This is a genomic window from Bradyrhizobium sp. USDA 327, from assembly GCF_041262065.1.
Taxonomy (GTDB): Bacteria; Pseudomonadota; Alphaproteobacteria; order Rhizobiales; family Xanthobacteraceae; genus Bradyrhizobium; species Bradyrhizobium liaoningense.
In genome coordinates, this window is record NZ_JBGCCW010000001.1 from 3,372,481 (window position 1) to 3,392,653 (window position 20,173).

17 protein-coding genes are annotated in these 20,173 nt (G+C 65.3%); 6 read left to right on the forward strand and 11 right to left on the reverse strand.

The window, feature by feature from the left end:
* Positions 1-177: 177 nt before the first annotated feature.
* From glp to ABIA42_RS15530, 3 genes are all read left to right on the forward strand, one after another.
* Positions 178-1,389: a gephyrin-like molybdotransferase Glp gene (gene glp / locus ABIA42_RS15520; protein ID WP_370112603.1), complete on the forward strand. Its 1,212-nt coding sequence runs from the start codon at positions 178-180 to the stop codon at positions 1,387-1,389.
* Positions 1,390-1,565: 176 nt separating this feature from the next.
* The gene (lexA, locus tag ABIA42_RS15525; protein ID WP_028177622.1) at positions 1,566-2,267 is read left to right on the forward strand and encodes a transcriptional repressor LexA; all 702 of its coding nucleotides are present in this window, start codon (positions 1,566-1,568) and stop codon (positions 2,265-2,267) included.
* Positions 2,268-2,762: 495 nt separating this feature from the next.
* Positions 2,763-3,197, forward strand: a complete 435-nt coding sequence (locus tag ABIA42_RS15530) for a hypothetical protein (RefSeq protein ID WP_027574385.1) — start codon at positions 2,763-2,765, stop codon at positions 3,195-3,197.
* A gap of 119 nt (positions 3,198-3,316) precedes the next feature.
* Here the strand turns inward: ABIA42_RS15530 and ABIA42_RS15535 are convergent, their stop codons facing one another.
* The 4 genes from ABIA42_RS15535 to ABIA42_RS15550 all read right to left on the reverse strand — a co-directional run bounded on the left by ABIA42_RS15535 (position 3,317) and on the right by ABIA42_RS15550 (position 8,177).
* Positions 3,317-5,596, reverse strand: a complete 2,280-nt coding sequence (locus ABIA42_RS15535) for a ComEC/Rec2 family competence protein (protein ID WP_370112600.1) — start codon at positions 5,594-5,596, stop codon at positions 3,317-3,319.
* A 94-nt stretch (positions 5,597-5,690) separates the two neighbouring features.
* Positions 5,691-5,924, reverse strand: a complete 234-nt coding sequence (locus ABIA42_RS15540) for a DUF2171 domain-containing protein (RefSeq protein ID WP_024341296.1) — start codon at positions 5,922-5,924, stop codon at positions 5,691-5,693.
* Between the two features lie 183 nt (positions 5,925-6,107).
* Positions 6,108-6,494 carry a nuclear transport factor 2 family protein gene (locus tag ABIA42_RS15545; RefSeq protein ID WP_370112598.1) on the reverse strand — a complete coding sequence of 129 codons (387 nt, stop codon included), beginning with the start codon at positions 6,492-6,494 and terminating at the stop codon, positions 6,108-6,110.
* Positions 6,495-6,500: 6 nt separating this feature from the next.
* Positions 6,501-8,177: a glutamine--tRNA ligase/YqeY domain fusion protein gene (locus ABIA42_RS15550; protein ID WP_370112596.1), complete on the reverse strand. Its 1,677-nt coding sequence runs from the start codon at positions 8,175-8,177 to the stop codon at positions 6,501-6,503.
* A 143-nt stretch (positions 8,178-8,320) separates the two neighbouring features.
* Between ABIA42_RS15550 and gltX the strand changes: the two genes are divergently transcribed.
* The gene (gltX, locus tag ABIA42_RS15555; protein WP_271528156.1) at positions 8,321-9,745 is read left to right on the forward strand and encodes a glutamate--tRNA ligase; all 1,425 of its coding nucleotides are present in this window, start codon (positions 8,321-8,323) and stop codon (positions 9,743-9,745) included.
* A gap of 144 nt (positions 9,746-9,889) precedes the next feature.
* On the forward strand, positions 9,890-11,194 hold the full coding sequence (gene gltA / locus ABIA42_RS15560; protein WP_124158115.1) for a citrate synthase: 1,305 nt from the start codon (positions 9,890-9,892) through the stop codon (positions 11,192-11,194).
* Between the two features lie 85 nt (positions 11,195-11,279).
* On the opposite strand, the gene lpxB is transcribed toward gltA, so the two are convergent.
* Genes lpxB through lpxA form a run of 3 tightly spaced genes read right to left on the reverse strand, consistent with a single transcriptional unit; the run spans position 11,280 to position 14,123 of the window.
* Positions 11,280-12,458: a lipid-A-disaccharide synthase gene (gene lpxB, locus ABIA42_RS15565; RefSeq protein ID WP_370112594.1), complete on the reverse strand. Its 1,179-nt coding sequence runs from the start codon at positions 12,456-12,458 to the stop codon at positions 11,280-11,282.
* Entirely contained in the window at positions 12,455-13,312 is an 858-nt protein-coding gene (locus ABIA42_RS15570) for an LpxI family protein (protein ID WP_158626710.1), read from the reverse strand. The genes lpxB and ABIA42_RS15570 overlap by 4 nt, the downstream gene beginning before the upstream one ends.
* A gap of 19 nt (positions 13,313-13,331) precedes the next feature.
* A complete protein-coding gene (lpxA, locus tag ABIA42_RS15575) occupies positions 13,332-14,123 on the reverse strand; it encodes an acyl-ACP--UDP-N-acetylglucosamine O-acyltransferase (protein WP_271528149.1) in 792 nt (263 codons plus the stop codon).
* Between the two features lie 176 nt (positions 14,124-14,299).
* On the opposite strand from lpxA, the gene ABIA42_RS15580 reads away from it, so the two are divergent.
* Positions 14,300-14,623 carry a KTSC domain-containing protein gene (locus ABIA42_RS15580; RefSeq protein ID WP_271528148.1) on the forward strand — a complete coding sequence of 108 codons (324 nt, stop codon included), beginning with the start codon at positions 14,300-14,302 and terminating at the stop codon, positions 14,621-14,623.
* A 25-nt stretch (positions 14,624-14,648) separates the two neighbouring features.
* On the opposite strand, the gene fabZ is transcribed toward ABIA42_RS15580, so the two are convergent.
* From fabZ to rseP, 4 genes are all read right to left on the reverse strand, one after another.
* Positions 14,649-15,110, reverse strand: a complete 462-nt coding sequence (gene fabZ, locus ABIA42_RS15585; RefSeq protein ID WP_024341283.1) for a 3-hydroxyacyl-ACP dehydratase FabZ — start codon at positions 15,108-15,110, stop codon at positions 14,649-14,651.
* Positions 15,107-16,174 (reverse strand): UDP-3-O-(3-hydroxymyristoyl)glucosamine N-acyltransferase, encoded by a 1,068-nt coding sequence (lpxD, locus tag ABIA42_RS15590; RefSeq protein WP_370112591.1) that lies wholly within the window; start codon positions 16,172-16,174, stop codon positions 15,107-15,109. The genes fabZ and lpxD overlap by 4 nt, the downstream gene beginning before the upstream one ends.
* Before the next feature lie 125 nt (positions 16,175-16,299).
* Positions 16,300-18,840, reverse strand: a complete 2,541-nt coding sequence (gene bamA, locus ABIA42_RS15595) for an outer membrane protein assembly factor BamA (RefSeq protein ID WP_370112589.1) — start codon at positions 18,838-18,840, stop codon at positions 16,300-16,302.
* Positions 18,841-19,016: 176 nt separating this feature from the next.
* Positions 19,017-20,168: an RIP metalloprotease RseP gene (gene rseP, locus ABIA42_RS15600; RefSeq protein WP_035670731.1), complete on the reverse strand. Its 1,152-nt coding sequence runs from the start codon at positions 20,166-20,168 to the stop codon at positions 19,017-19,019.
* Positions 20,169-20,173 lie beyond the last annotated feature (5 nt).

Genomic DNA, 20,173 nt, shown 5'->3' on the forward strand with positions numbered 1-20,173 from the left:
GTCCTCGCCATGGCTATCCTCGTGCCGGTCTGTCTCGCCGTCCGGATCATGCCGCGGCGGACTTGAGCTCCCTGCCCACGACGGAAATCGCGCAGGATAAATCATCCTGTGTGCTGCTTTGCCTCGCGCCTGCACTCGGCTAGAACTCTCGCCAACGATTTGCAGGAGTTTCCGCCCGTGGCCCTCATGCCCGTTTCTGACGCGCTTGCCGCGGTGCTGGCGGGTGCAGAGCCGCTGCCTGAAGAGATGGTTTCCCTCGATGAGGCCTACCATCGCGTGCTTGCGCGCGACGTCGCTTCGCGGCGCACGCAGCCACCGGAGGCCATGTCGGCGATGGACGGCTATGCCGTGCGCGCGGCCGACGCGGCAACGGTCGATTCCAGGCTCGCGGTCGTCGGCGAGGTCGCGGCGGGTCGCCCGTTCGCGGGAAGGGTTGGCCCCGGCGAAGCCGTGCGGATCTTCACCGGCGGCGTCGTTCCCGACGGCGCCGATGCGGTCGTGATCCAGGAGGACACCGTCGCGGAAGGCAAGCTTGTCACGATCAAGGAAGCCGCGATTTCCGGGCGGCACATCCGCCCCGCCGGCGTCGACTTCCGCGAGGGAGACGTGCTGCTCCGCAAGGGAAGCCGTCTCACGGAGCGCGATCTCGCGCTGGCCGCCGGAATGAATCACCCGCATCTCGCCGTCTGCCGCCGTCCGAGGGTCGCGATCCTCGCCACCGGCGACGAGTTGGTGATGCCCGGCACCACGCCCGGTCACGGGCAGATCGTCTATTCCAATGGCTATGCCCTGCACGCGCTCGCCCGCAGCGAGGGCGCCGAGACCATCGACCTCGGCGTTGCCGCCGATACGCTGGAGGCCACTTCCGCCGGCATCCGTCGCGCCCGGGAGAGCGGCGCCGACATCCTGATCACGACCGGTGGCGCATCGGTCGGCGACCACGATCTGGTCCAGCAGGCGCTCAAGGACGAAGGCATCTCGATGTCGTTCTGGAAGATCGCGATTCGGCCCGGCAAGCCGATGATGCACGGACGGCTCGGCGCAATGCGCGTGATCGGCCTGCCCGGCAATCCCGTGTCGTCTTACGTGTGCGCCTTCCTGTTCATGGTGCCGCTGATTCGCGCCCTGTCGGGCCGTTCAGTGATCCATCATCACCGCGAGCGCGCCGTGCTGGGCCGCGATCTCGGTGCCAACGACCAGCGCGAGGATTATCTGCGTGCGCGCCTGGAACAGCGTGACGACGGCGCGCTCGTTGCCCATCCCGTCAGCCATCAGGACTCCTCTCTGCTTGCGAATCTCGCTGCGGCGCAGGTACTTCTCGTGCGCGCACCGTTCGCGCCGAGGGCCGAGGCCGGCACGCCTTGCGAGGTGCTGCGCCTGCCCGCCTGAGCTGCACGGCCACACGCATCGCGCGAGCTTCGCTCTGTTCACCGTAAATTAAGCAGTTGCGGAACACATATCGAACATATAGTGTCCGTTCATGATTTGTTTCGAACGTGTAGCAGCTTATCGCTGAACTCCTCGTCTCGGAATCGAACGACATCAACCGGGGGACTTTCGTCGAGATGTTGACGCGCAAACAATACGAGCTTCTACGGTTCATCAGCGAACGTCTGAAGGAAAGCGGCGTGCCGCCGTCCTTCGACGAGATGAAGGATGCGCTCGACCTGCGCTCGAAGTCAGGCATCCATCGCCTGATCACCGCGCTCGAGGAGCGCGGCTTCATCCGCCGCCTGCCCAACCGCGCCCGTGCCATCGAGGTGATCAAGCTGCCCGAGCTCCAGGCCGCCGCCGGCAGCCGCCGCGGCTTCACGCCGAGCGTCATCGAGGGCAATCTCGGCAAGGTGCGCGCGACCTCCAGCCCGCCTGTGGACGAGGGCGAGCGTCCCGTCGCGGTGCCCGTGATGGGCCGCATCGCGGCCGGCACGCCGATCGAGGCGCTGCAGACCCGCAGCCACACCATCAGCGTGCCGCCCGACATGCTCGGCTCGGGCGAGCATTACGCGCTCGAAGTCCGCGGCGATTCGATGGTCGAGGCCGGCATCCTCGATGGCGACATGGCGCTGATCCAGCGCAACGAGAGCGCCGATACCGGCGACATCGTGGTGGCGCTGATCGACGACGAGGAAGCCACGCTCAAGCGCTTCCGCCGCCGCGGCGCCTCTATCGCGCTCGAGCCCGCCAACGCCGCCTACGAGGTCCGCATTCTTCCGCCGAACCGCGTGAAGATTCAGGGCAAGCTGATCGGGCTGTACCGCAAGTACTGAGCGGTCCTGCGATCGTTCGACACCTATTGGAGCGGATCCGCTGTCCGCTCCGGCTGGATGATTTTTCCGGTTCTGCTCAGATTGTCCGGCCCCCTCTTTCGGCGCCACATCCTCGACACGCCGCACGGCGCATGATCGCTTCGCGGCCTGAGAATGCGAGGACAGGTGTTGCGCCAGACGTTTCATGGACGATCGTCGCTGCGCCGATCGCAGCAGCAGTGACGTAAGCCACTGCCATACAATCGCACCGCCATTCCGCAAGCGAGCTGGCAATACTCAGGCTGGTCGGCGCCCGCGGGGCGCTGACGCACGCCTTCCGAATACGCATGCATCGGCTTTGTTCCTATCGAATCCGGGAAAGATAATGTGATCGCGGCTTGCGGACGCAGCCGCAGATTTGCCTACAACGAAGCAGAATGTTGCGTGCTTCCACCTGATAGAGGCCTGCGCCTCCAAAAGAGGTGCGGGTTGCTATCTTCGCATGAGGAGCACCCGATGTGTGACTACAGCCTGCATGCCGTCGCGACGCGCCCCGCCGAAGTCGGCGAGACGATCGTCACGACAACCTTCCGTGGCACCTCGACGCGCGGCTTCGCCTCCGAAGCCGATCTCTCCGTCGCGGTCTGCCTGCTGCCGGGAACGGAGCTCGCTTTCGCCGACAACGTCCGTTACGACAATCGCTGGATCTGGACGCGCACCGTGAACTCCCGCGTCGGCAAGTTCGGCAAGATCGACCCGCACATTCCCGATCGCCATCATGACGCGATCGAATTCCCCGACGGCAAATACGTGCTGGTGACACAGCTCGTCGAAGGCCAGCGCGCGACCGTGCTGCAACTGCCGGTGACCCAGCCGGTTGGCGAACGCGAGCACAAGCCGCAGATCGTCGCCGACACGCGGTCCACCATCACGCGCCTGCCGATCGGCTGACGTCGTCGCCCCGGCCGATGGTCGTGGGCCAGGAATGAAATGCCATCGCCGGCCGAGGCCGGCGAGATGGTATGGTTTGCGTCCTGCGAAATCCGGTCCGACCTCCCCCGCACCGCTCCTCAATCGTCCGCCTGAAAATCCGTCTCCGATGGCGTTGCGTCCCGGTTGCGGGGCACGGCCGTCTTCGGCGCAAGGCTGCCGTCGAAATCCGCCTCGCCGGCGCCGGCCGGCAGCCAGGGGCGGCTTGTGCCTCTCGCCCTCACCGCCCGAACCGAGAAGCCGTCACCGCTCCGCGTCAGAGCCAGCGCGCCCTGACTGGCGAGCCGCGGCCTGTCGACCACCATCGCCGCGCAATCGGGCGGCGCTGGGCGCGCCGTCACCACCAGCGCGGCGCGGCTGCAATCATCAGCCAGCGCGTCGATGCGCAACGCCAACGCGACCAGCCGTCCGTCCGCGAGCGGCGTCACGCAGCCGGACTCGTCACACGACACACCGTCGGCCAACGAGGCGCTGCCGGCATCGCGCGGATCGGCATCGGCAGCCAACCACTCCCTCAGCAGGAAGCCATCCTTGCTGGCGCGGATCACATGCAGCCGCCCGTCCCGGCCCCGCACGGCGACGCTCGCGCCATCCCCGGCAACCAGGATGTCGGGCTGCCGCACCGACATCGCCCAGAGGATCGCGGCAAGCAGCAGCAGGGCCCCGGACCAGCGCAGGGGCGTGCGCAACAGCCCCATCACGATGATCCCGAGGCTCGCCGCGATCAGCGGCGCGATCCCGAACGCGGGAATGCGGCCGACGGCACCCGGCAGTGCCGCCACCCAGCGCGAGACCACGATCATCCACTCGATGCCGATCCCCATCAGCCACCAGAACGCGCCGTCGAGCCCGAATGGCGCCGCGAGCAACCCCAACAGCCCCGCCGGCATCACCAGCGCCGAGACCACCGGCATCGCGCCGAGATTGGCGAGCACGCCGTATGGCGTCACGCGGTGGAAGTGGAAGGCGGCGTATGGCGTGGTCGCGAGCCCCGCAATCAGCGAGGCCAGGAACAGCATCGCGATCTCGCGGCCGCCCCACAGCGCGATCCGCGCCGTTGCGGAATGATCGGGCGATGCGAGCCGGTTCGGCATGCCGATCTGCACCAGCGCCACCAGCCCGAGCGTTGCCGCAAAGGACATCTGAAAACTCGGATGCACCAGCGCCTCGGGCGCGACTGCGAGCACGATCAGCGCGGCCACCGCCAGCGTCCGGAACGTGATGGCGCGGCGATCGACCATCACGGCAATCAAAACCACCGCCGTCATGAAGAACGATCTCTGCGTCGCGACCTCGGCGCCGGACAGCAGCAGGTAGAACGCAGCCGCAACAAGCGCAGCGGCCGCCGACCATTTCTTGATGGCGAAGCCGGCCGCCAGCCCCGGAATCAGCGCCAGCAGCGCGCGAACCGCGAAGAAGACGACGCCGGCGACGACCGCCATGTGATAGCCGGAGATCGACAGCACATGGCCGAGCCCCGAGACGAACATCGCGTCGTTGACGGGCGCGGTGATCGCGTCGCGCCGCCCTGTGAGCAGCGCGGTCGCGATCGCGCGATCATCGCCTTCGAGCGTCGCACGGATGCGGGCATCGATCGCATCGCGCAAGCCTTGCATGAAGGCCGCGTAGCGCAGCCGCGAGCCGACGGCATCCGGCGGCGGTGTGGCCGTGATCGCTCCCATCACGAAGCCGGAGGCTCCGATGCCCTGGAAGAACATGTCGCGCGAGAAATCGTAGCTGCCGGGGCGCACCGGCGAGATCGGCGGCAGAAGCCGCGCCTTCAATTGCACGAAGCTGCCGACCTCCGGTGCCGTCCCCTTGCGCACCGAAAGACGCACGCGGTCGAGCTTGACGTCACTGCGCTGCGCCTCCATCGCGCTCACGCGCAGCACGAAGCGATCGGTGCGCTCGCGGATGTCGCGCGCCTCCACGAAGCCGGACAGCGACACCGAATAGAGCGGCTTGGCCAGCACGGTGTGGGCGATGCGCGCCGTCTTCCAGGTTGCGACGGCAAAACCGGCCGCGACCGCCGCGAGCATGATCGCCAGGGCAAACAGCCGGCTCCGTCGCAGCACGACCGCGCCAAGCGCGAGAACGGCCGCCGTCGCCGCAACGACCCACAACACCGGCTCATGATCGGCGGCGAAATACAGCGCGATGCCGCCGCCGAAGGCGACCGGCACCCAGGGTAGCAGCCGGCCAGGGCCGGCCTCGGCGCGGGCCCATCCGCGCAGCGTTCCGACAATTCCCGGCCAGATGCCAAAGCCCGCCGGCGCAAAGCCGCCAGCCGGTGCAGCGCGGCCGACCGGCCACGTCCCGGCAACTCCCTGGGAGCGCACTGGCCGGCCCGGCTCCGCCATTCCCCTGCACCTTACGATACGCGACGGGTGCGGAGGCTACCGGAACGTGCGACCGGGCGAATAGCGGTACAGATCAGGAACGGGCGTCGCGGCGCTACTTTTCCTCTTCCATCGTCACCGCGACCGAGGCCTTGGCCGACAGCCGGACCTTGTTGCCTTCGACGTCGGCAACGAGGCCCTTGTCGATGAAATGATGGTGCCCCTTGTGGCTGCCCTCGCCGCTGTCCTTCTTGGTCAGCTTGATGCGGTTACCTTCGACACGATCGACGGTGCCGACATGGACGCCGTCGGCGCCGATGACTTCCATATGCTCTGCGATGTTCTGCATGGCGGGATCCTTATTTGGAATCTACCTCAACGCAGCAAGAGACCTCGGGTTCTTGTTCGGATGTCATTCCGGGGCGCGCCGCTTGGCGCGAGCCCGGAATCCATAACCACGAGCTGGGGTTATGGATTCCGGGCCTGGCCCTTCGGGCCATCCCGGAATGACAAAACTGACGCAGATGGCCAATCAGATCAGCGGCGCCTGTGACGAGGCGTGATGATTGACGATCTTCCAGTCGCCGTCCTCGCGGATGAGGACCCAGCTCATCTTGACGACGAGATCGTCCCGCTCGCCGGCGAGATCGAACGCGATGGTCGCGGCCATGTTGATCAGACCGGGGCTGGCCTGCACCGCGTTCACCTCGGAGAAGGTCGCGCTCGGTTCGCGCCAGCGCGGCAGCCCATTGAAATAATCGGCGACGCCGTCCCTGCCCCGATAGAGTTTGGGGTTGGAGCCGAAGAAGAACGCGTTCGTCGAGTACAGCGACGACAGCGCCACGGCGTCGAGCTTGGCAAAGCCGGCGCACCATTTCGCGATGACGGCGGAAACGATGGCGTCTGCTTCGCTGCTCATTGCGCATCAACCTTTCGCGACTTCCTTCGCGAACGTGTCGCGCAGGCCGATGGTGCGCGAGAACACCGGTTTGCCGGGGGTCGAGTCCTTGTCACGGACGAAGTAGCCCTGGCGCTCGAACTGCATCGGCTCGGTCGAATTGCTCTCCGCAACGGAAGCCTCGACCCGCGCATCGGAGAGGATCTCCAGCGAATTCGGATTGAGATCGGCCGCGAAGTTCGAAGCGTCCGGGCTCGGATTGGAGAACAGCTGGTTGTAGATGCGGATCTCCGCGGGCCTGGATGCCGCCGCCGGCAGCCAGTGCATGGTCGCCTTGACCTTGCGGCCGTCGGGCGCGTTGCCGCCCTTGGTCGCGGGATCGTAGGTGCAGCGCAGCTCCACCACTTCACCCGCGTCGTTCTTGATCACGCCGATGCACTTGACGAAATAGGCGTAGCGCAGCCGCACCTCGTTGCCTGGCGACAGGCGGAAGAACTTCTTCGGCGGGTTCTCCATGAAGTCGTCCTGCTCGATATAGAGCTCGCGGCCGAACGTGATCTTGCGCGTGCCGGCGCTAGCGTCGTCGGGATGGTTGATCGCCTCGAGTTCCTCGGTCTGCCCTTCCGGATAGTTCTCGATCACGACCTTCAGCGGCTTCAGCACCGCCATGCGGCGCTGCGCCGTGCGGTTCAGCTCCTCGCGGATGCAGAACTCCAGCATGCCGACGTCGACCACGCTGTTGGCCTTGGCGACCCCGATGCGCTTGACGAATTCGCGCAGCGCGGCCGGCGGCACGCCGCGGCGGCGCATGCCCGCCATGGTCGGCATGCGCGGATCGTCCCAGCCTGCGACATGGCCGTCGCGGACGAGCTGGGTCAGCACGCGCTTGGACAGCAGCGTGTAGGTCAGGTTGAGCCGCGCGAATTCGTACTGGTGCGGCTTGGACGGCACCGGCAGCCTCTCGATGAACCAGTCATAGAGCGGCCGGTGGTCCTCGAACTCCAGCGTGCAGATCGAATGCGTGATGCCCTCGATCGCGTCCGACTGGCCATGCGCATAGTCGTAGCTCGGATAGATGTTCCACTTGGTGCCGGTGCGCGGATGATGCGCATGCAGGATGCGGTACAGCACGGGGTCACGCAGGTTGATGTTGCCCGCGGCCATGTCGATCTTGGCCCGCAGCACGCGCGCGCCGTTCGGGAATTCGCCGGCCTTCATGCGGCGGAACAGGTCGAGGTTCTCGTCCACGCTGCGGTCGCGGAACGGCGAGTTCTTGCCGGGCTCGGTCAGCGTGCCGCGCGTGAGGCGGATTTCCTCCTGGGTCTGGTCGTCGACATAGGCGAGCCCGTCGCGGATCAGCTGCTCCGCCCATTCGTACAGGCGGTCGAAATAGTCCGAGGCGAAGAACAGGTTCTTGCCCCAGTCGAAGCCGAGCCAGCGCACGTCGGCCTGGATGGAGTCGATGTATTCCTGCTCTTCCTTGACCGGGTTGGTGTCGTCGAAGCGCAGATGGCAACGGCCCGGAAATTCCTGGGCGATGCCGAAGTTGAGTGCGATCGACTTGGCGTGGCCGATGTGCAGATAGCCGTTCGGCTCCGGCGGGAACCGGGTCACGATCTCCTTGTACTTGCCCTGATCGAGGTCGGCCTGGATGATGTCACGAATGAAATCGCGCCCAACCTCAGTCGCCACCGGTTCTGTCATCACGAAAATCCTGTAGGGAAATCAGCGGCCCTTCTGCCAAATTCGCGTGGCTGAGCCAAGGCCTAGCATGTCCGCCGTCGGGCTTTAGTTATGCTCCGGTCCTGCTATACACCACCGCCTCCAATGCATAGGCCCTGCCAAGAATGTCCGATTCCGTCGTTACCCGCTTCGCTCCCTCGCCGACCGGCTTCCTTCATATCGGGGGGGCCCGCACGGCGCTGTTCAACTGGCTCTATGCGAAGAAGCACGGCGGCAAGATGCTGCTTCGGATCGAGGACACCGACCGGGAGCGCTCCACCGAGGCCGCCATCGCCGCCATCCTCGACGGCCTGAAATGGCTGGAGCTCGGCTGGGACGGCGAGGTCATCTACCAGTTCGCCCGCGCCGCCCGCCACCGCGAGGTCGCCGAGCAGCTGCTGGCCGACGGCAAGGCCTATCGCTGCTACGCCACGGCCGAGGAGCTCGCCGCCATGCGCGAGAAGGCGCGCGCCGAGGGGCGCACCCGCCTCTATGACGGCATGTGGCGCGACCGCGATCCCGCGACTGCCCCCGCAGACGTGAAGCCCACCATCCGCCTGCGCGCGCCGCAGACCGGCGAAACCGTGATCGAGGACCAGGTCCAGGGACGCGTGGTCTGGCAGAACGAGAACCTCGACGATCTCGTCCTGCTCCGAGGCGACGGCAACCCGACCTATATGCTCGCCGTGGTGGTCGACGACCACGACATGGGTGTCACCCATGTGATCCGTGGCGACGACCACCTGATCAACGCCGCGCGCCAGAAGCAGATCTACGATGCGATGGGCTGGGCGCTGCCCAGCATGTCCCACATCCCGCTGATCCATGGCCCGGACGGCTCGAAACTGTCCAAGCGCCACGGCGCGCTCGGTGTCGATGCCTACCGCGCCATGGGATACCTGCCGGCTGCGCTGCGCAACTACCTCGTCCGGCTCGGCTGGAGCCATGGCGACCAGGAGATTTTCTCGACCGAGGAGATGATCGCGGCGTTCGACCTCGCCAGCGTCGGCCGCGCCGCCGCCCGCTTCGATTTCGCCAAGCTGGAAAGCCTCAACGGTCACTACATCCGCCACACCGACGATCAATCGCTCGTGAAGATGTTCGAGGACGTGCTCGACCACGTGCCCGGACGCAACGAGCTTAAGGCCAAGTTAAACGACACCACGCGCGCGCAGCTCCTCAAGGCCATGCCGGCCCTGAAGGAGCGCGCCAAGACGCTGATCGAGCTGATCGACGCCGCCCATTTCATCTTCGCCGACCGGCCACTGGAGTTCGATCCCAAGGCGCAAGCGGTGCTGACACCCGAGAACCGCAGGCTGGTCGGCCAGCTTCATTCCGCGCTGGAGAAGGTCGAGACCTGGAGCGGCGCCACCACCGAAGCCGCGCTGCGCGCCTTTGCCGAGGAAAACAGTCTCAAGCTCGGCGCGGTTGCCCAGCCGCTCAGGGCGGCGCTCACCGGACGGACGACGTCGCCTGGTATATTTGAGGTTCTGGACGTCCTGGGGCGCCAGGAAACCCTGGGCCGGCTCAAGGACCAGTCTACGACGTAAGTCGACCATGCGTGCGGCGATCTTGCAGCGCACACAGCAATAATATACCCATCTCCCCCGTACATTCTGGAACATCCGGTCTGCCCCCTGATCTGCCTAGGGGCCTCCGGCTTCGGCCCGTTTCACCACACATCGGGGACTACGATGGACGCAAAACCAAGCAACAAGACCGCCACGCTGACGGTAGGAAACAAGAACTACGAGCTTCCGATCCTCAGCGGCAGCGTCGGGCCCGATGTCGTCGATATCGGCAAGCTCTACGGCCAGTCCGGCCTGTTCACCTACGATCCGGGCTTCACTTCGACCGCGAGCTGCCAGTCCAAGATCACCTATATCGACGGCGACGCGGGTGTGCTGGAATACCGCGGCTACCCGATCGAGCAGCTCGCCGAGCACGGCGACTTCCTGGAGACCTGCTATCTCCTGCTCTACGGGAACCTGCCGACCGCCTCGCAGAAGAAGGATTTCGACCACCGCGTGACCCATCACACGATGGTGCACGAGCAGATGGCCCGCTTCTTCCAGGGCTTCCGCCGCGATGCCCATCCGATGGCGATCATGGTCGCAGCCGTCGGCGCGCTCGCCGCGTTCTATCACGACTCGACCGACATCAACGATCCGAAGCAGCGCATGATCGCCTCCATGCGCATGATCGCGAAGATCCCGACGCTGGCGGCGATGGCCTACAAGTACACCGTCGGCCAGCCGTTCATCTATCCGAAGAACTCGCTGGGCTTTGCCGAGAACTTCCTCAACATGTGCTTCGCGGTGCCCTGCGAGGACTACAAGGTGAGCCCCGTGCTCGCCGATGCGCTCGAGAAGATCTTCATCCTGCACGCCGACCACGAGCAGAACGCCTCGACCTCGACGGTGCGCATCGCCGGCTCCTCCGGCGCCAACCCGTTCGCCTGCATCGCGGCGGGCATCGCCTGCCTCTGGGGCCCGGCGCACGGCGGCGCCAACGAAGCCGCGCTCAACATGCTCTATGACATCGGCACGGTCGACAAGATCCCCGAGTTCATCGCCAAGGTGAAGGACAAGAACTCCGAAGTCCGCCTGATGGGCTTCGGTCACCGCGTCTACAAGAACTACGATCCGCGCGCCAAGATCATGCAGAAGATGTGTCACGCCGTGCTCAAGGAGACCGGCCATGGCGACGATCCGATGCTGAAGGTGGCGATGGAGCTCGAGAAGATCGCGCTCAGCGACCAGTACTTCATCGATCGCAAGCTCTACCCGAACGTCGACTTCTATTCGGGCATCACGCTGAAGGCGATGGGCTTCCCGGTCTCGATGTTCACCGTGCTGTTCGCGGTCGCCCGCACCGTCGGCTGGATCAGCCAGTGGAGCGAGATGATCGAGGATCCCCAGCAGAAGATCGGCCGACCGCGCCAGCTCTACACCGGCGTCACCAAGCGCGATTACGTGCCGATCGGCGATCGCAAGTAAGTTCGGCCATCACGGCTTTCGAAACGGCGCCATCCCACGATGGCGCCGTTTTCGTTTGCGGGATTTGCAGGATGGGCGAAGCCGCTTACTGCCGGCTCCCACGCATCGTTGCGAGCACGATATCGGCGGCGAGCTCGCTCGGCGACTTGTTGCCGGTCGACATGATCTGATCGAGCTGGGCGAATGCCTCGACCTGCTGCCGGCGGAGCGGCGAATCCGTCAGCAGCTCGGCGAGCGCCGGCGCCAGCTTCTCCGGCGTGCAGTCCTCCTGCAGATACTCGGGAATGACATCCTTGCCGATCACGAGATTGGCAAGGATCACCGAGGAGACGCGGATCGCGCGGCGCAGGATGAAGGCTTCGATCGCGCCGACGCGATAGGCCGTCACCATCGGGATGCCCGACAGCGCAAGCTCGAGCGTCACCGTGCCGGACTTGGCCAGCGCGGCGTGGGCCAAGCGGAAAGCGGCACGCTTCTCGTTCTCGCCGATCACGATCTGCGGCTTGACCGGCCAATTCGCGATGCCCTCGCGGATGGTGGCTTCGAGATGCGGCATGGTCGGCAGCATCAGCGCGAACGTGCGCCCCTCCGCCTGCAACCGGCCGAGCGCCGCGCCGAACACGTCGAGGTGATGCCGGATCTCGCTGCGGCGGCTGCCGGGCAACACCAGCAGCACCGGCGGCGCGCCGTCGCGGCGCGCCTGCTCCTCTGCGTTCGGCCGCAGCGAGGACAATTGCTCGATCAGGGGATGGCCGACATAGCTGCAGGGCGGCCCGCCGAGCTTGCGGTATTCCTCCGGCTCGAACGGCAGCAGGCCGAGCACATGGTCGACATAACCGAGCATGGTCCGTGCGCGGCCCGGCCGCCACGCCCAGAGCTGCGGCGAGACGTAATCGACGATCGGGATTCCGGGACTGCGCGAACGCACGCGCCGCGCGACGCGATGGGTGAAGTCGGGGCTATCGATGATGACGAGGGCGTCGGGCGCGGCCTCGGCCACCGCGTCAGCGGTCTCTCGGATCAGCCGCAGGATCTTCGGCAGTTGCTGCACAACCGCGGCAAAGCCGACGATCGACAGCTCCTCGATCGGAAAAAGCGATTCGAGCCCTTCGAGCGCCATGGTGCGGCCGCCGACGCCGACGAACTGCACACCGTCGCCGAGGCGCTGGCGCAGCACCTTCATCAAGGCGCTGCCGAGCCGATCGCCGGATTCCTCCGTGGCGATCAGGAAGATCTTGCGCATGGGATCGCGCCCCTGCATCACGCGGGCAGGCCGATGATGAAGAGATATTTGGCGTCGGCAAGCGCGATCATCGCTTGCGGCTCCGCGGCAATGGTGTTGCCGGCAATGACGGCGATGCCCGCAAGGCCGGCGGCCGCGACGCCCTCTATCGTCCGCGGGCCGATCGTCGGCAGGTCGAAGCGCAGATCCTGGCCGCTCTTCGGCGCCTTCACCAGCACGCCGCGGCCCGTGGCGGCACGGATGCGGCCCTCCTCACGCAGCCGCGCGACGCGGGCGAGCAGCGCATCGGTTCCTTCGATGTCCTCGACCGCCACGACATGGCCGTCGATCACCACGGCAGCCTGGCCGATGTCGAACGGACCGAGCGCGGTCAGCACCGCGCGCCCGCGCTCGATGTCGGCCTTGCTGGTGTCGCTGGGCCAGGCGCGACTGATGCAGCCCTCGGGCATCAGGAGATCCGGTGCGACGTCCTTGATGCCGACCATGCGAAAGCCGTCCTGCTCGAGCATGCGGCCGACACCGGACAACAGATGATCGTCGCCGCCGCGAAAGGCGCGGATGACGTTGCCGAGCAGGCGCAGCGTCTTGACGTCGAAACGGATCTCCGACAGCGAGGGCCGCACCAGCGTGCCGATGAAGATCAGGTCGCGGCAGCCCTCCTCGCGAAACAGCCGCATCGCGCGGCCGAGCTGGCCGACCGAGATCCAGCGATGGCGGAATTTCTCCACCCGCACGGGATCGCAGGCCCCGCGCAGCGGAAACAGCACTGGCGTAATGCCGTGCGCGGCGAGCGACTCGGCGACCGCGAACGGCATGGCGCCGCCGCCGGCGACAATGCCGACCGGTGATGAAACCTGCGAAGCCGCCGATGTCATGCCCGCGGCCATCCCGGACTCACTTCGCGATGGCGGGGAGACAGAGCGGACGCTTGCCCTTGCCGATGAAGTCGAGGATTTCGGCGATCGCGGGGTCTTCGCCTGCGAGCGGCCGCGCCGCCTCCAGACGCTCCGCAAACGTGCCGGGCCCGTGGAAGAGCTTCTGGTAGAACGCGCGCACGGTCGCGAGCCGCTGCCTGGTGAACTTGCGACGCTTCATGCCGATCAGGTTGAGGCTCTCCAGCACCGCGTACTGGCCGTTGACGAGCCCATACGGGATGACGTCGTCGCGCACACCGCAGACACCTCCGACCATGACATAGGAGCCGATGCGGGTGAACTGGTGCACAGCAGAAAGGCCGCCGATGTAAACGGCATCGCCGATCTCGCAATGGCCGCCGAGTGTTGCTGACGTCGCGAAGATCACGTTGTCGCCGACCATGCAGTCATGGCCGACATGGCTGTTGTTCATGAAGTAACCGCCGCTGCCGACGCGCGTCAGTCCGCCGCCCTTGATGGTGCCGACATTCATCGTCGCACCTTCCCGGATGGTGCAGCCCGAGCCGATCTCAAGCCGGGTCGGCTCGCCCCTATAGCTGAGATCCTGAGGCGCACCGCCGAGCACGGCGAACGGCGAAATCACGCAGCCGTCCCCGACCGAGGTATGGCCGATGATTGTGGCCTGTCCGATCAACCTGCAATTCGCGCCGATCACGACGTTCGGGCCGATGATGCAATAGGGTCCGATCTCGGAGCCCTCGCCGATCACGGCGCCGTCCGCGATCCGTGCGGTGGGATCAATCTTGCTCATCAAGCCAATCTTACTCGTCAAGAAGGTCTGGTTATGTGTTGAAGTCGCTTGGTTTTCCGCTCGTTAGCGCGACTATGCCCGATCTGTCCAGTGACGTATCATCTCGGCGTATTTCAAGTGCCGGATGAAGCGGTCCTGCCGGCCCATCAACATGTTCATACGGAGCTTCAGCTATCGTGGTCAGGGCCCTGGTCCTTCTGCTTGCACAGCTCGCCGGTACACCGATCGTGTCCGAGACGGTCGAGACCGGTGAACGCCAGCTCATCGATCTCGGCACGTTCGAGTGCCGCGACATCACCAGGAGCACGGTGCTTCAGCGGGTCTGTTACGATCGCGCGCGGCAGGATCTCGTCGTCGCGGCTGACGGCGCCTATGACCGCTATTGCGGCGTGACGGCCGACACGGTCGAACGCCTCCTGGGCGCGCCGTCCATGGGCCAGTTCTTCAACCAGAATATCAGGCGAGAGACGGCCGGCAGCCGTTACGATTGTCGCGCGTGAGGCCCATGCGGGAGCATCTGGCCGCTCAGTCCGTCAGCATGGCGCCGACATCGGCCTCCGCGACGACCTGCCCGTTGACCTTGGCGTCGCCGTGAAACCACCACATGGCCTTGCGGCGCCCGAGCGAGCGCATGTGATATTCGATGGTGTCGCCGGGCAGCACCGGCTTGCGGAACTTGCACTTGTCGATGGTGAGGAAATACACCGCCCGCGGCTTCTCGGTGCCTTCGACCGACTTGATGCCGATCACGCCCGCGGTTTGCGCCATCGCCTCGATCATCATGACGCCGGGATAGACCGGGCGCTCGGGGAAATGCCCCTGGAACGCCGGCTCGTTGAAGGTGACGTTCTTGATGCCAATGCCGCTGTAATCGGCGCGGATGTTGATCACGCGGTCGATGAGCAGCATCGGAAAACGGTGCGGCAGGGTCTGGAGGATGGCGTTGATATCCACCAGCTCGAACTTAACAGGTGATTCCGCCGTCATTCCCGTCCCTCGTCCTTCGGCTCGGCCTTGCTGTCGCGTACCAGGCGCTCCACCGCGATGATCTCCTTGAACCACTGCTTGGTCGGTTTGGCGAAATGCCCGCCCCAGCGGCCGCCCGGCGGAATGTCGTCCTTGACCGCGCTCATGGCGGTGACCTGAGCCCCGTCGCCGATCTTGAGGTGATTGTTGATGCCAACCTTCGCTCCAAGCGCCACGTTGTCGCCGATGGTCAGGCTGCCGGCGAGGCCGATCTGTGCCGCCAGCAGGCAGTGCCGGCCGATCGTCACATTGTGGCCGATCTGGACCTGATTGTCGATTTTGGTCCCCTCGCCGATCACGGTGTCCCGCAAGGAGCCGCGGTCGATCGTGGTGTTGGCGCCGACCTCGACGTTGTTCTGGATCAGCACGCGCCCGGTCTGCGGCACCTTCAGATGGCCCTCGGGGCCGAAGAAGATGAAGCCGTAACCGTCCTGGCCAATCGAGCAGCCGGGATGGATCAGCACGTTGTTGCCGATCAGGGCGCACTGGATCGCCGTGCGGGCGCCGACGTTGCAGTCCCGGCCGATCTTGACGCCGGGGCCGATCACCGCTCCGACGCCGATCACGGTGCCGCTGCCGATCTCGACGCCCTGGCCGATCACGGCCAGGGGATCGACGATCACGCCGTCCTCGAGCCGGGCCGAGGGATCGATGATCGCCGAGGGCGCGATACCGTCATTGCCGACCCAGGATTGCGGCCTCAGCGCGTCCCCGTGCCATTCGCGCGCGATCCTGACGAAGGCGCGGAACGGCTGCGCCACCCGCAGCACGGCCACATGTGCGGGCACCTCCGCCTCGAAACGCGGACTGACCAGACAAGCGCCCGCCCTGGTTGCCTTGAGCTGCTCGGCATATTTGAGATTGTCGAAGAATGCCAGATGCATCGGGCCGGCTTCGTCGAGCGACGCCAGGCCCGTAATGACATGGCCGCCCCTCGCGGGGTCGACCAGCTGCGCCTTGGTCAGCGTGGCGATATCGGCCAACGCTGTGGCAGGCGGTTTTGTGAAGAAGATCGGCTGCGCCATTCCACCCCGTCGCGGTCCGGCTTCGGCATGAAGCGGTCGGGCCGCATCATGCCTCATGTCTTGGATTGGCACGATCCCTTTCGGAAACCGGCTCCAGTGATCCGGATCGTGCCGTGCTGATCGAATTAGAACGTGGTGCCGCCGCCGAACCGGAACTCCTGCGTGCGGTCGTATTTGCCCTTGGTGAGCGGCACGGCGTAGTCGAAGCGCAGCGGGCCGAACGGCGACTGCCAGATCAGGCCGACACCAACCGACGTGCGGACCACCTTGCTGTCGTCAAACACGAGACCGGTACAGGTGCCCGCTGATGACGGATTGATGGTCGACGGGATACAGCCGGGCGCATTGACCTCGTTGGTCGTGGTCCAGCTCGTTGGCCCTTGGTAATCAAAGAGGCCGCCGGCATCGGCATAGACCGCACCCTTCAGACCCACTTCCTTGGGCAGGAACCAGAACGGCATCTGCAGTTCGAGCGAAGCACCCCAGTACTTGGTGCCGCCGAGCGCGTCCTGGGTACCGAAGGGATTCAGGTCGCGCGGGCCGATGCCGTTCGGGGCAAAGCCGCGGACGAGGTTCGGACCCATCTGGAAGTGGTCGAGCATGCGCAGATCGCTGCCTACCTTGGTCAGGATACCGCCCTGCAGACGGACGATGCCGACGATGTCAGACACCAGCGGAGTATAGTACTTTCCGTCCGCCACGGTCTTCAGATAGCTCACGTCGCCGCCAACGCCGGCGAAATCCTGCCGGAAGTCGATGAGCAGACCGTCGGTGGGGTTCTTGTTGTTGTCCAGCGTGTTGTAGGTCAGCGTATAGCCGAGCGCCGAGGTCAGGGTCTTGCCGTTGGCAAGCTCCTTGCGCACCGGCAGCGAGGCTTCGCCATCGTTGTAACAGCCCAGGCCGTTCGTCGACGCAAGGCTAATGCCATTGGCATTGGCGAAGGCCGGGCTCGGATTGAACAAGGGATTCGCGCTGCCATCGGGCAGGAACTGCACGTTGTTACAGTTCGCCAGGTAGCTCGGCAGCGTGATTTCCTGCTGGTAGATCGAGTAGCGCAGCTGGAGCGCCAGATCTTCACGCAAGGAGAAGCCGAGGCGCGGCGAGAAGCCGAGCGTCTTGGTGCCGTAGGAGATGTAGCTGTTGGCCAGCTGCTGGCGCTGATAGAGGTCGAGGCCGAGCGCGACGCGGTAGTCGAGCAGATACGGCTCGACGAACGACAGCGAGTAGCCGCGGGCGTACTGGCCATAGGTCACCGACGCCTTGGCGAACAGGCCGCGGCCGAGCAGATTGCGCTCGGAGACCGACACTTCGGCCAGCGCGCCGTCGGTGGTGGAGTAACCGCCCGAGATCGAGAAGTCGCCGGTCGATTTCTCTTCCATGTCGACGATCAGGATCACGCGGTCGCTCGACGAGCCCGGCTCGGTCGTGATCTTCACGCTCTTGAAATAGTCGAGGTTCTTCAGGCGCCGCTCGGCACGATCGACCAGCGCGCGGTTGTAGGCATCGCCTTCCGAGATGTCGAACTCGCGGCGGATCACGTAGTCGCGCGTGCGGGTGTTGCCGCGCAGGTTGATACGCTCGATATAGGTGCGCGGGCCCTCGTCGATGTTGAAAACGACGGACACCGTGTGTGCCTCGAAGTTGCGGTCGCCGCCGGGCCGGACCACGGCGAAGGCATAGCCGCGGCGCGAGGCCTCGATCTGCATCTCCTCGACCGACTTCTCGACCGATTCGACGTTGTAGAGCGAGCCGACATTGACGCGCGAATAGCCGCGCATCGAGGTTGGATCGAAGTTCGGAATGCTCGAGCGGAAGTTGACCGCGGCGACGCGGTACTGCGCGCCTTCCTCGATCTTGAAGGTGACGTTGAAGCCCTTCTTCTCCGGATCGTATTCGGTGAGCGCGGCCACGACCTGGACGTCGGCGAAGCCGTTCTTGAGGTAGAAGCGGCGGATCAGGTCGCGGTCGGCCTCGACGCGGTCGGGATCATAGATGTCGCCGCTGGCGAGAAAGCTCAGCAGGTTCGATTCGCGCGTCTTGATGACGTCCCTGAGGCGGTAGGACGAGAACGCGTTGTTGCCGACGAACTCGATCGACTTGACGCCGGTCTTGGCGCCCTCCTCGATCGTGAAGATCAGGTCAACGCGATTGTTCGGCTGCTCGATGACCTCGGGCGTGACGCGCACGTCGTAGCGGCCGGACCGGCGATAGATTTCGGCGATTCGCAGCGTGTCGGACTGCACCATGGCGCGGGAGAAAGTGCCGCGCGCCTTGGACTGGACTTCAGCGGAGAGCTGCTCGTCCTTGATCTTCTTGTTGCCCTCGAAGGCGAGGCGCCCGATCACCGGATTCTCCACCACGGAGACGATGATCTGGCCGCCGGGACCGCGGTTGATCCTGACGTCCTGGAACAGGCCGGTCTCGATCAACGCCTTGAGGCCGTCGTCGATGGCAGCCTGATCCAGGCGGCCGCCCGGACCCGGCTTGAAATAGGAGCGGATCGTCTCCACCTCGACCCGGCGATTTCCCTCGACGGAAATCGACTGGACGGTCTGAGCGAATGCAGACGAAGACACGAAAACAGCCCCAACCGGGGCAATCACCGGCGCGCCGAACATGATCAGGGTTGCGAGCAAGCCCCCCCGGAGTCGCAGTCCAAACTTCATCGCGCAACGCGCCCTTATCATTCCCTGCCAGACCCAACCCCAACGCCGGTCTGGAGATTCCCCAAGTTCAGGCCGCTTGTAGCCAATTTCACCGACGGCGCAAACGGCCGAAAGCGCCGTGATTTCAATTTCATTCCAGGACGTTGCTGAACAGCAACGCCACAAAAAAGCCTCGATCAGGAAGCGGCCATCCGCAGGATGTCGTTGTAGGTCGCAAACACCATCAACATCAGCACCAAGCCCAGTCCGATTCGGAACCCCATCTCCTGGGTCCGCTCGGACAAGGGCCGGCCACGGACCACCTCGGCCGCATAGAACATGAGGTGGCCACCGTCGAGCAGCGGGATCGGGAACAGGTTCAACAGGCCGATCGAGACCGACAGCACCGCGCAGAGATTGATGACGAACTGGAACCCGGCGCTGGCCGCCTGCCCCGACATCTTCGCGATTCCCAGGACGCCGCTGACCTCGTTCGGATTGCCCTGCCCGACGAACAGCGAGCCTAGGAACTTGAAGGTGCTGGTGATGATGAACCAGACCTGCTCGACCCCGATCTTGAGCGCCTCACCGACGCCGACCGGCGTGGTCGAGGCCTCCCCGGCCTGCGACTTGTGCTCGATACCGAGAACGCCGAGACGATGACTGTTGCCGAACGGATCCTTGCGCTCCAGCAGCGCCGGGGTCGCGGTCAGGGAGACGATGGCGCCGTCCCGCTTCACCTGGAACGCAAGCGCCGAACCTGCGTTCATCGCAACGATTCGCTGCATGTCGGCAAAGCTCTCGATCGGCTTGCCGTCGATCTGGATGACGACGTCGCCGACCTTGAAGCCGGCCGCAGCCGCCGCGCCGTCGGCGACCACACCGTCGACACGCGCGATCGTACTCGGCTTGCCATAGTAGAGCGCCATGCCAGCAAAGATCAGCGCGCCCAGGATGAAATTCGCGATCGGTCCGGCCGCGACGATGGCGGCGCGCGGACCGACCTTCTTGTGGTGGAAGCTGCCGGCGCGCTCCTCGGCCGTCATCGCCGCGAGCGTCTGGGACGACGGTGTCGAGGCCTCGCTCTCGTCGCCGAAGAACTTGACGTAGCCGCCGAGCGGGATTGCCGAGATCTTCCAGCGGGTGCCATGGCGGTCGTTGAAACCGACCAGCTCTGGTCCGAAACCGAGCGAGAAGGTCAGCACGCGAACACCCGCCCAGCGCGCGACCAGGAAATGGCCAAGCTCGTGGAAGAACACGACGATGGTCAGGACGAACAAGAAGGGGACTGCGTAACCGAGGAGCCCATGGCTCAACGTATTGAAACTATGGACGAAAAAGTCGATCATCGATT

Bases quoted from the DNA above. Each gene is read 5' to 3' on its own strand.
- gltX (WP_271528156.1), top strand. From the start codon at position 8,321: ATGTCCGATTCCGTCGTTACCCGCTTCGCTCCCTCGCCGACCGGCTTC.
- bamA (WP_370112589.1), bottom strand. From the start codon at position 18,840: ATGAAGTTTGGACTGCGACTCCGGGGGGGCTTGCTCGCAACCCTGATC.
- ABIA42_RS15530 (WP_027574385.1), top strand. From the start codon at position 2,763: ATGTGTGACTACAGCCTGCATGCCGTCGCGACGCGCCCCGCCGAAGTC.
- ABIA42_RS15535 (WP_370112600.1), bottom strand. From the start codon at position 5,596: ATGGCGGAGCCGGGCCGGCCAGTGCGCTCCCAGGGAGTTGCCGGGACG.
- rseP (WP_035670731.1), bottom strand. From the start codon at position 20,168: ATGATCGACTTTTTCGTCCATAGTTTCAATACGTTGAGCCATGGGCTC.
- lpxD (WP_370112591.1), bottom strand. From the start codon at position 16,174: ATGGCGCAGCCGATCTTCTTCACAAAACCGCCTGCCACAGCGTTGGCC.
- ABIA42_RS15545 (WP_370112598.1), bottom strand. From the start codon at position 6,494: ATGAGCAGCGAAGCAGACGCCATCGTTTCCGCCGTCATCGCGAAATGG.
- ABIA42_RS15540 (WP_024341296.1), bottom strand. From the start codon at position 5,924: ATGCAGAACATCGCAGAGCATATGGAAGTCATCGGCGCCGACGGCGTC.
- fabZ (WP_024341283.1), bottom strand. From the start codon at position 15,110: ATGACGGCGGAATCACCTGTTAAGTTCGAGCTGGTGGATATCAACGCC.
- gltA (WP_124158115.1), top strand. From the start codon at position 9,890: ATGGACGCAAAACCAAGCAACAAGACCGCCACGCTGACGGTAGGAAAC.
- lexA (WP_028177622.1), top strand. From the start codon at position 1,566: ATGTTGACGCGCAAACAATACGAGCTTCTACGGTTCATCAGCGAACGT.
- ABIA42_RS15570 (WP_158626710.1), bottom strand. From the start codon at position 13,312: ATGACATCGGCGGCTTCGCAGGTTTCATCACCGGTCGGCATTGTCGCC.
- lpxA (WP_271528149.1), bottom strand. From the start codon at position 14,123: ATGAGCAAGATTGATCCCACCGCACGGATCGCGGACGGCGCCGTGATC.
- ABIA42_RS15550 (WP_370112596.1), bottom strand. From the start codon at position 8,177: ATGACAGAACCGGTGGCGACTGAGGTTGGGCGCGATTTCATTCGTGAC.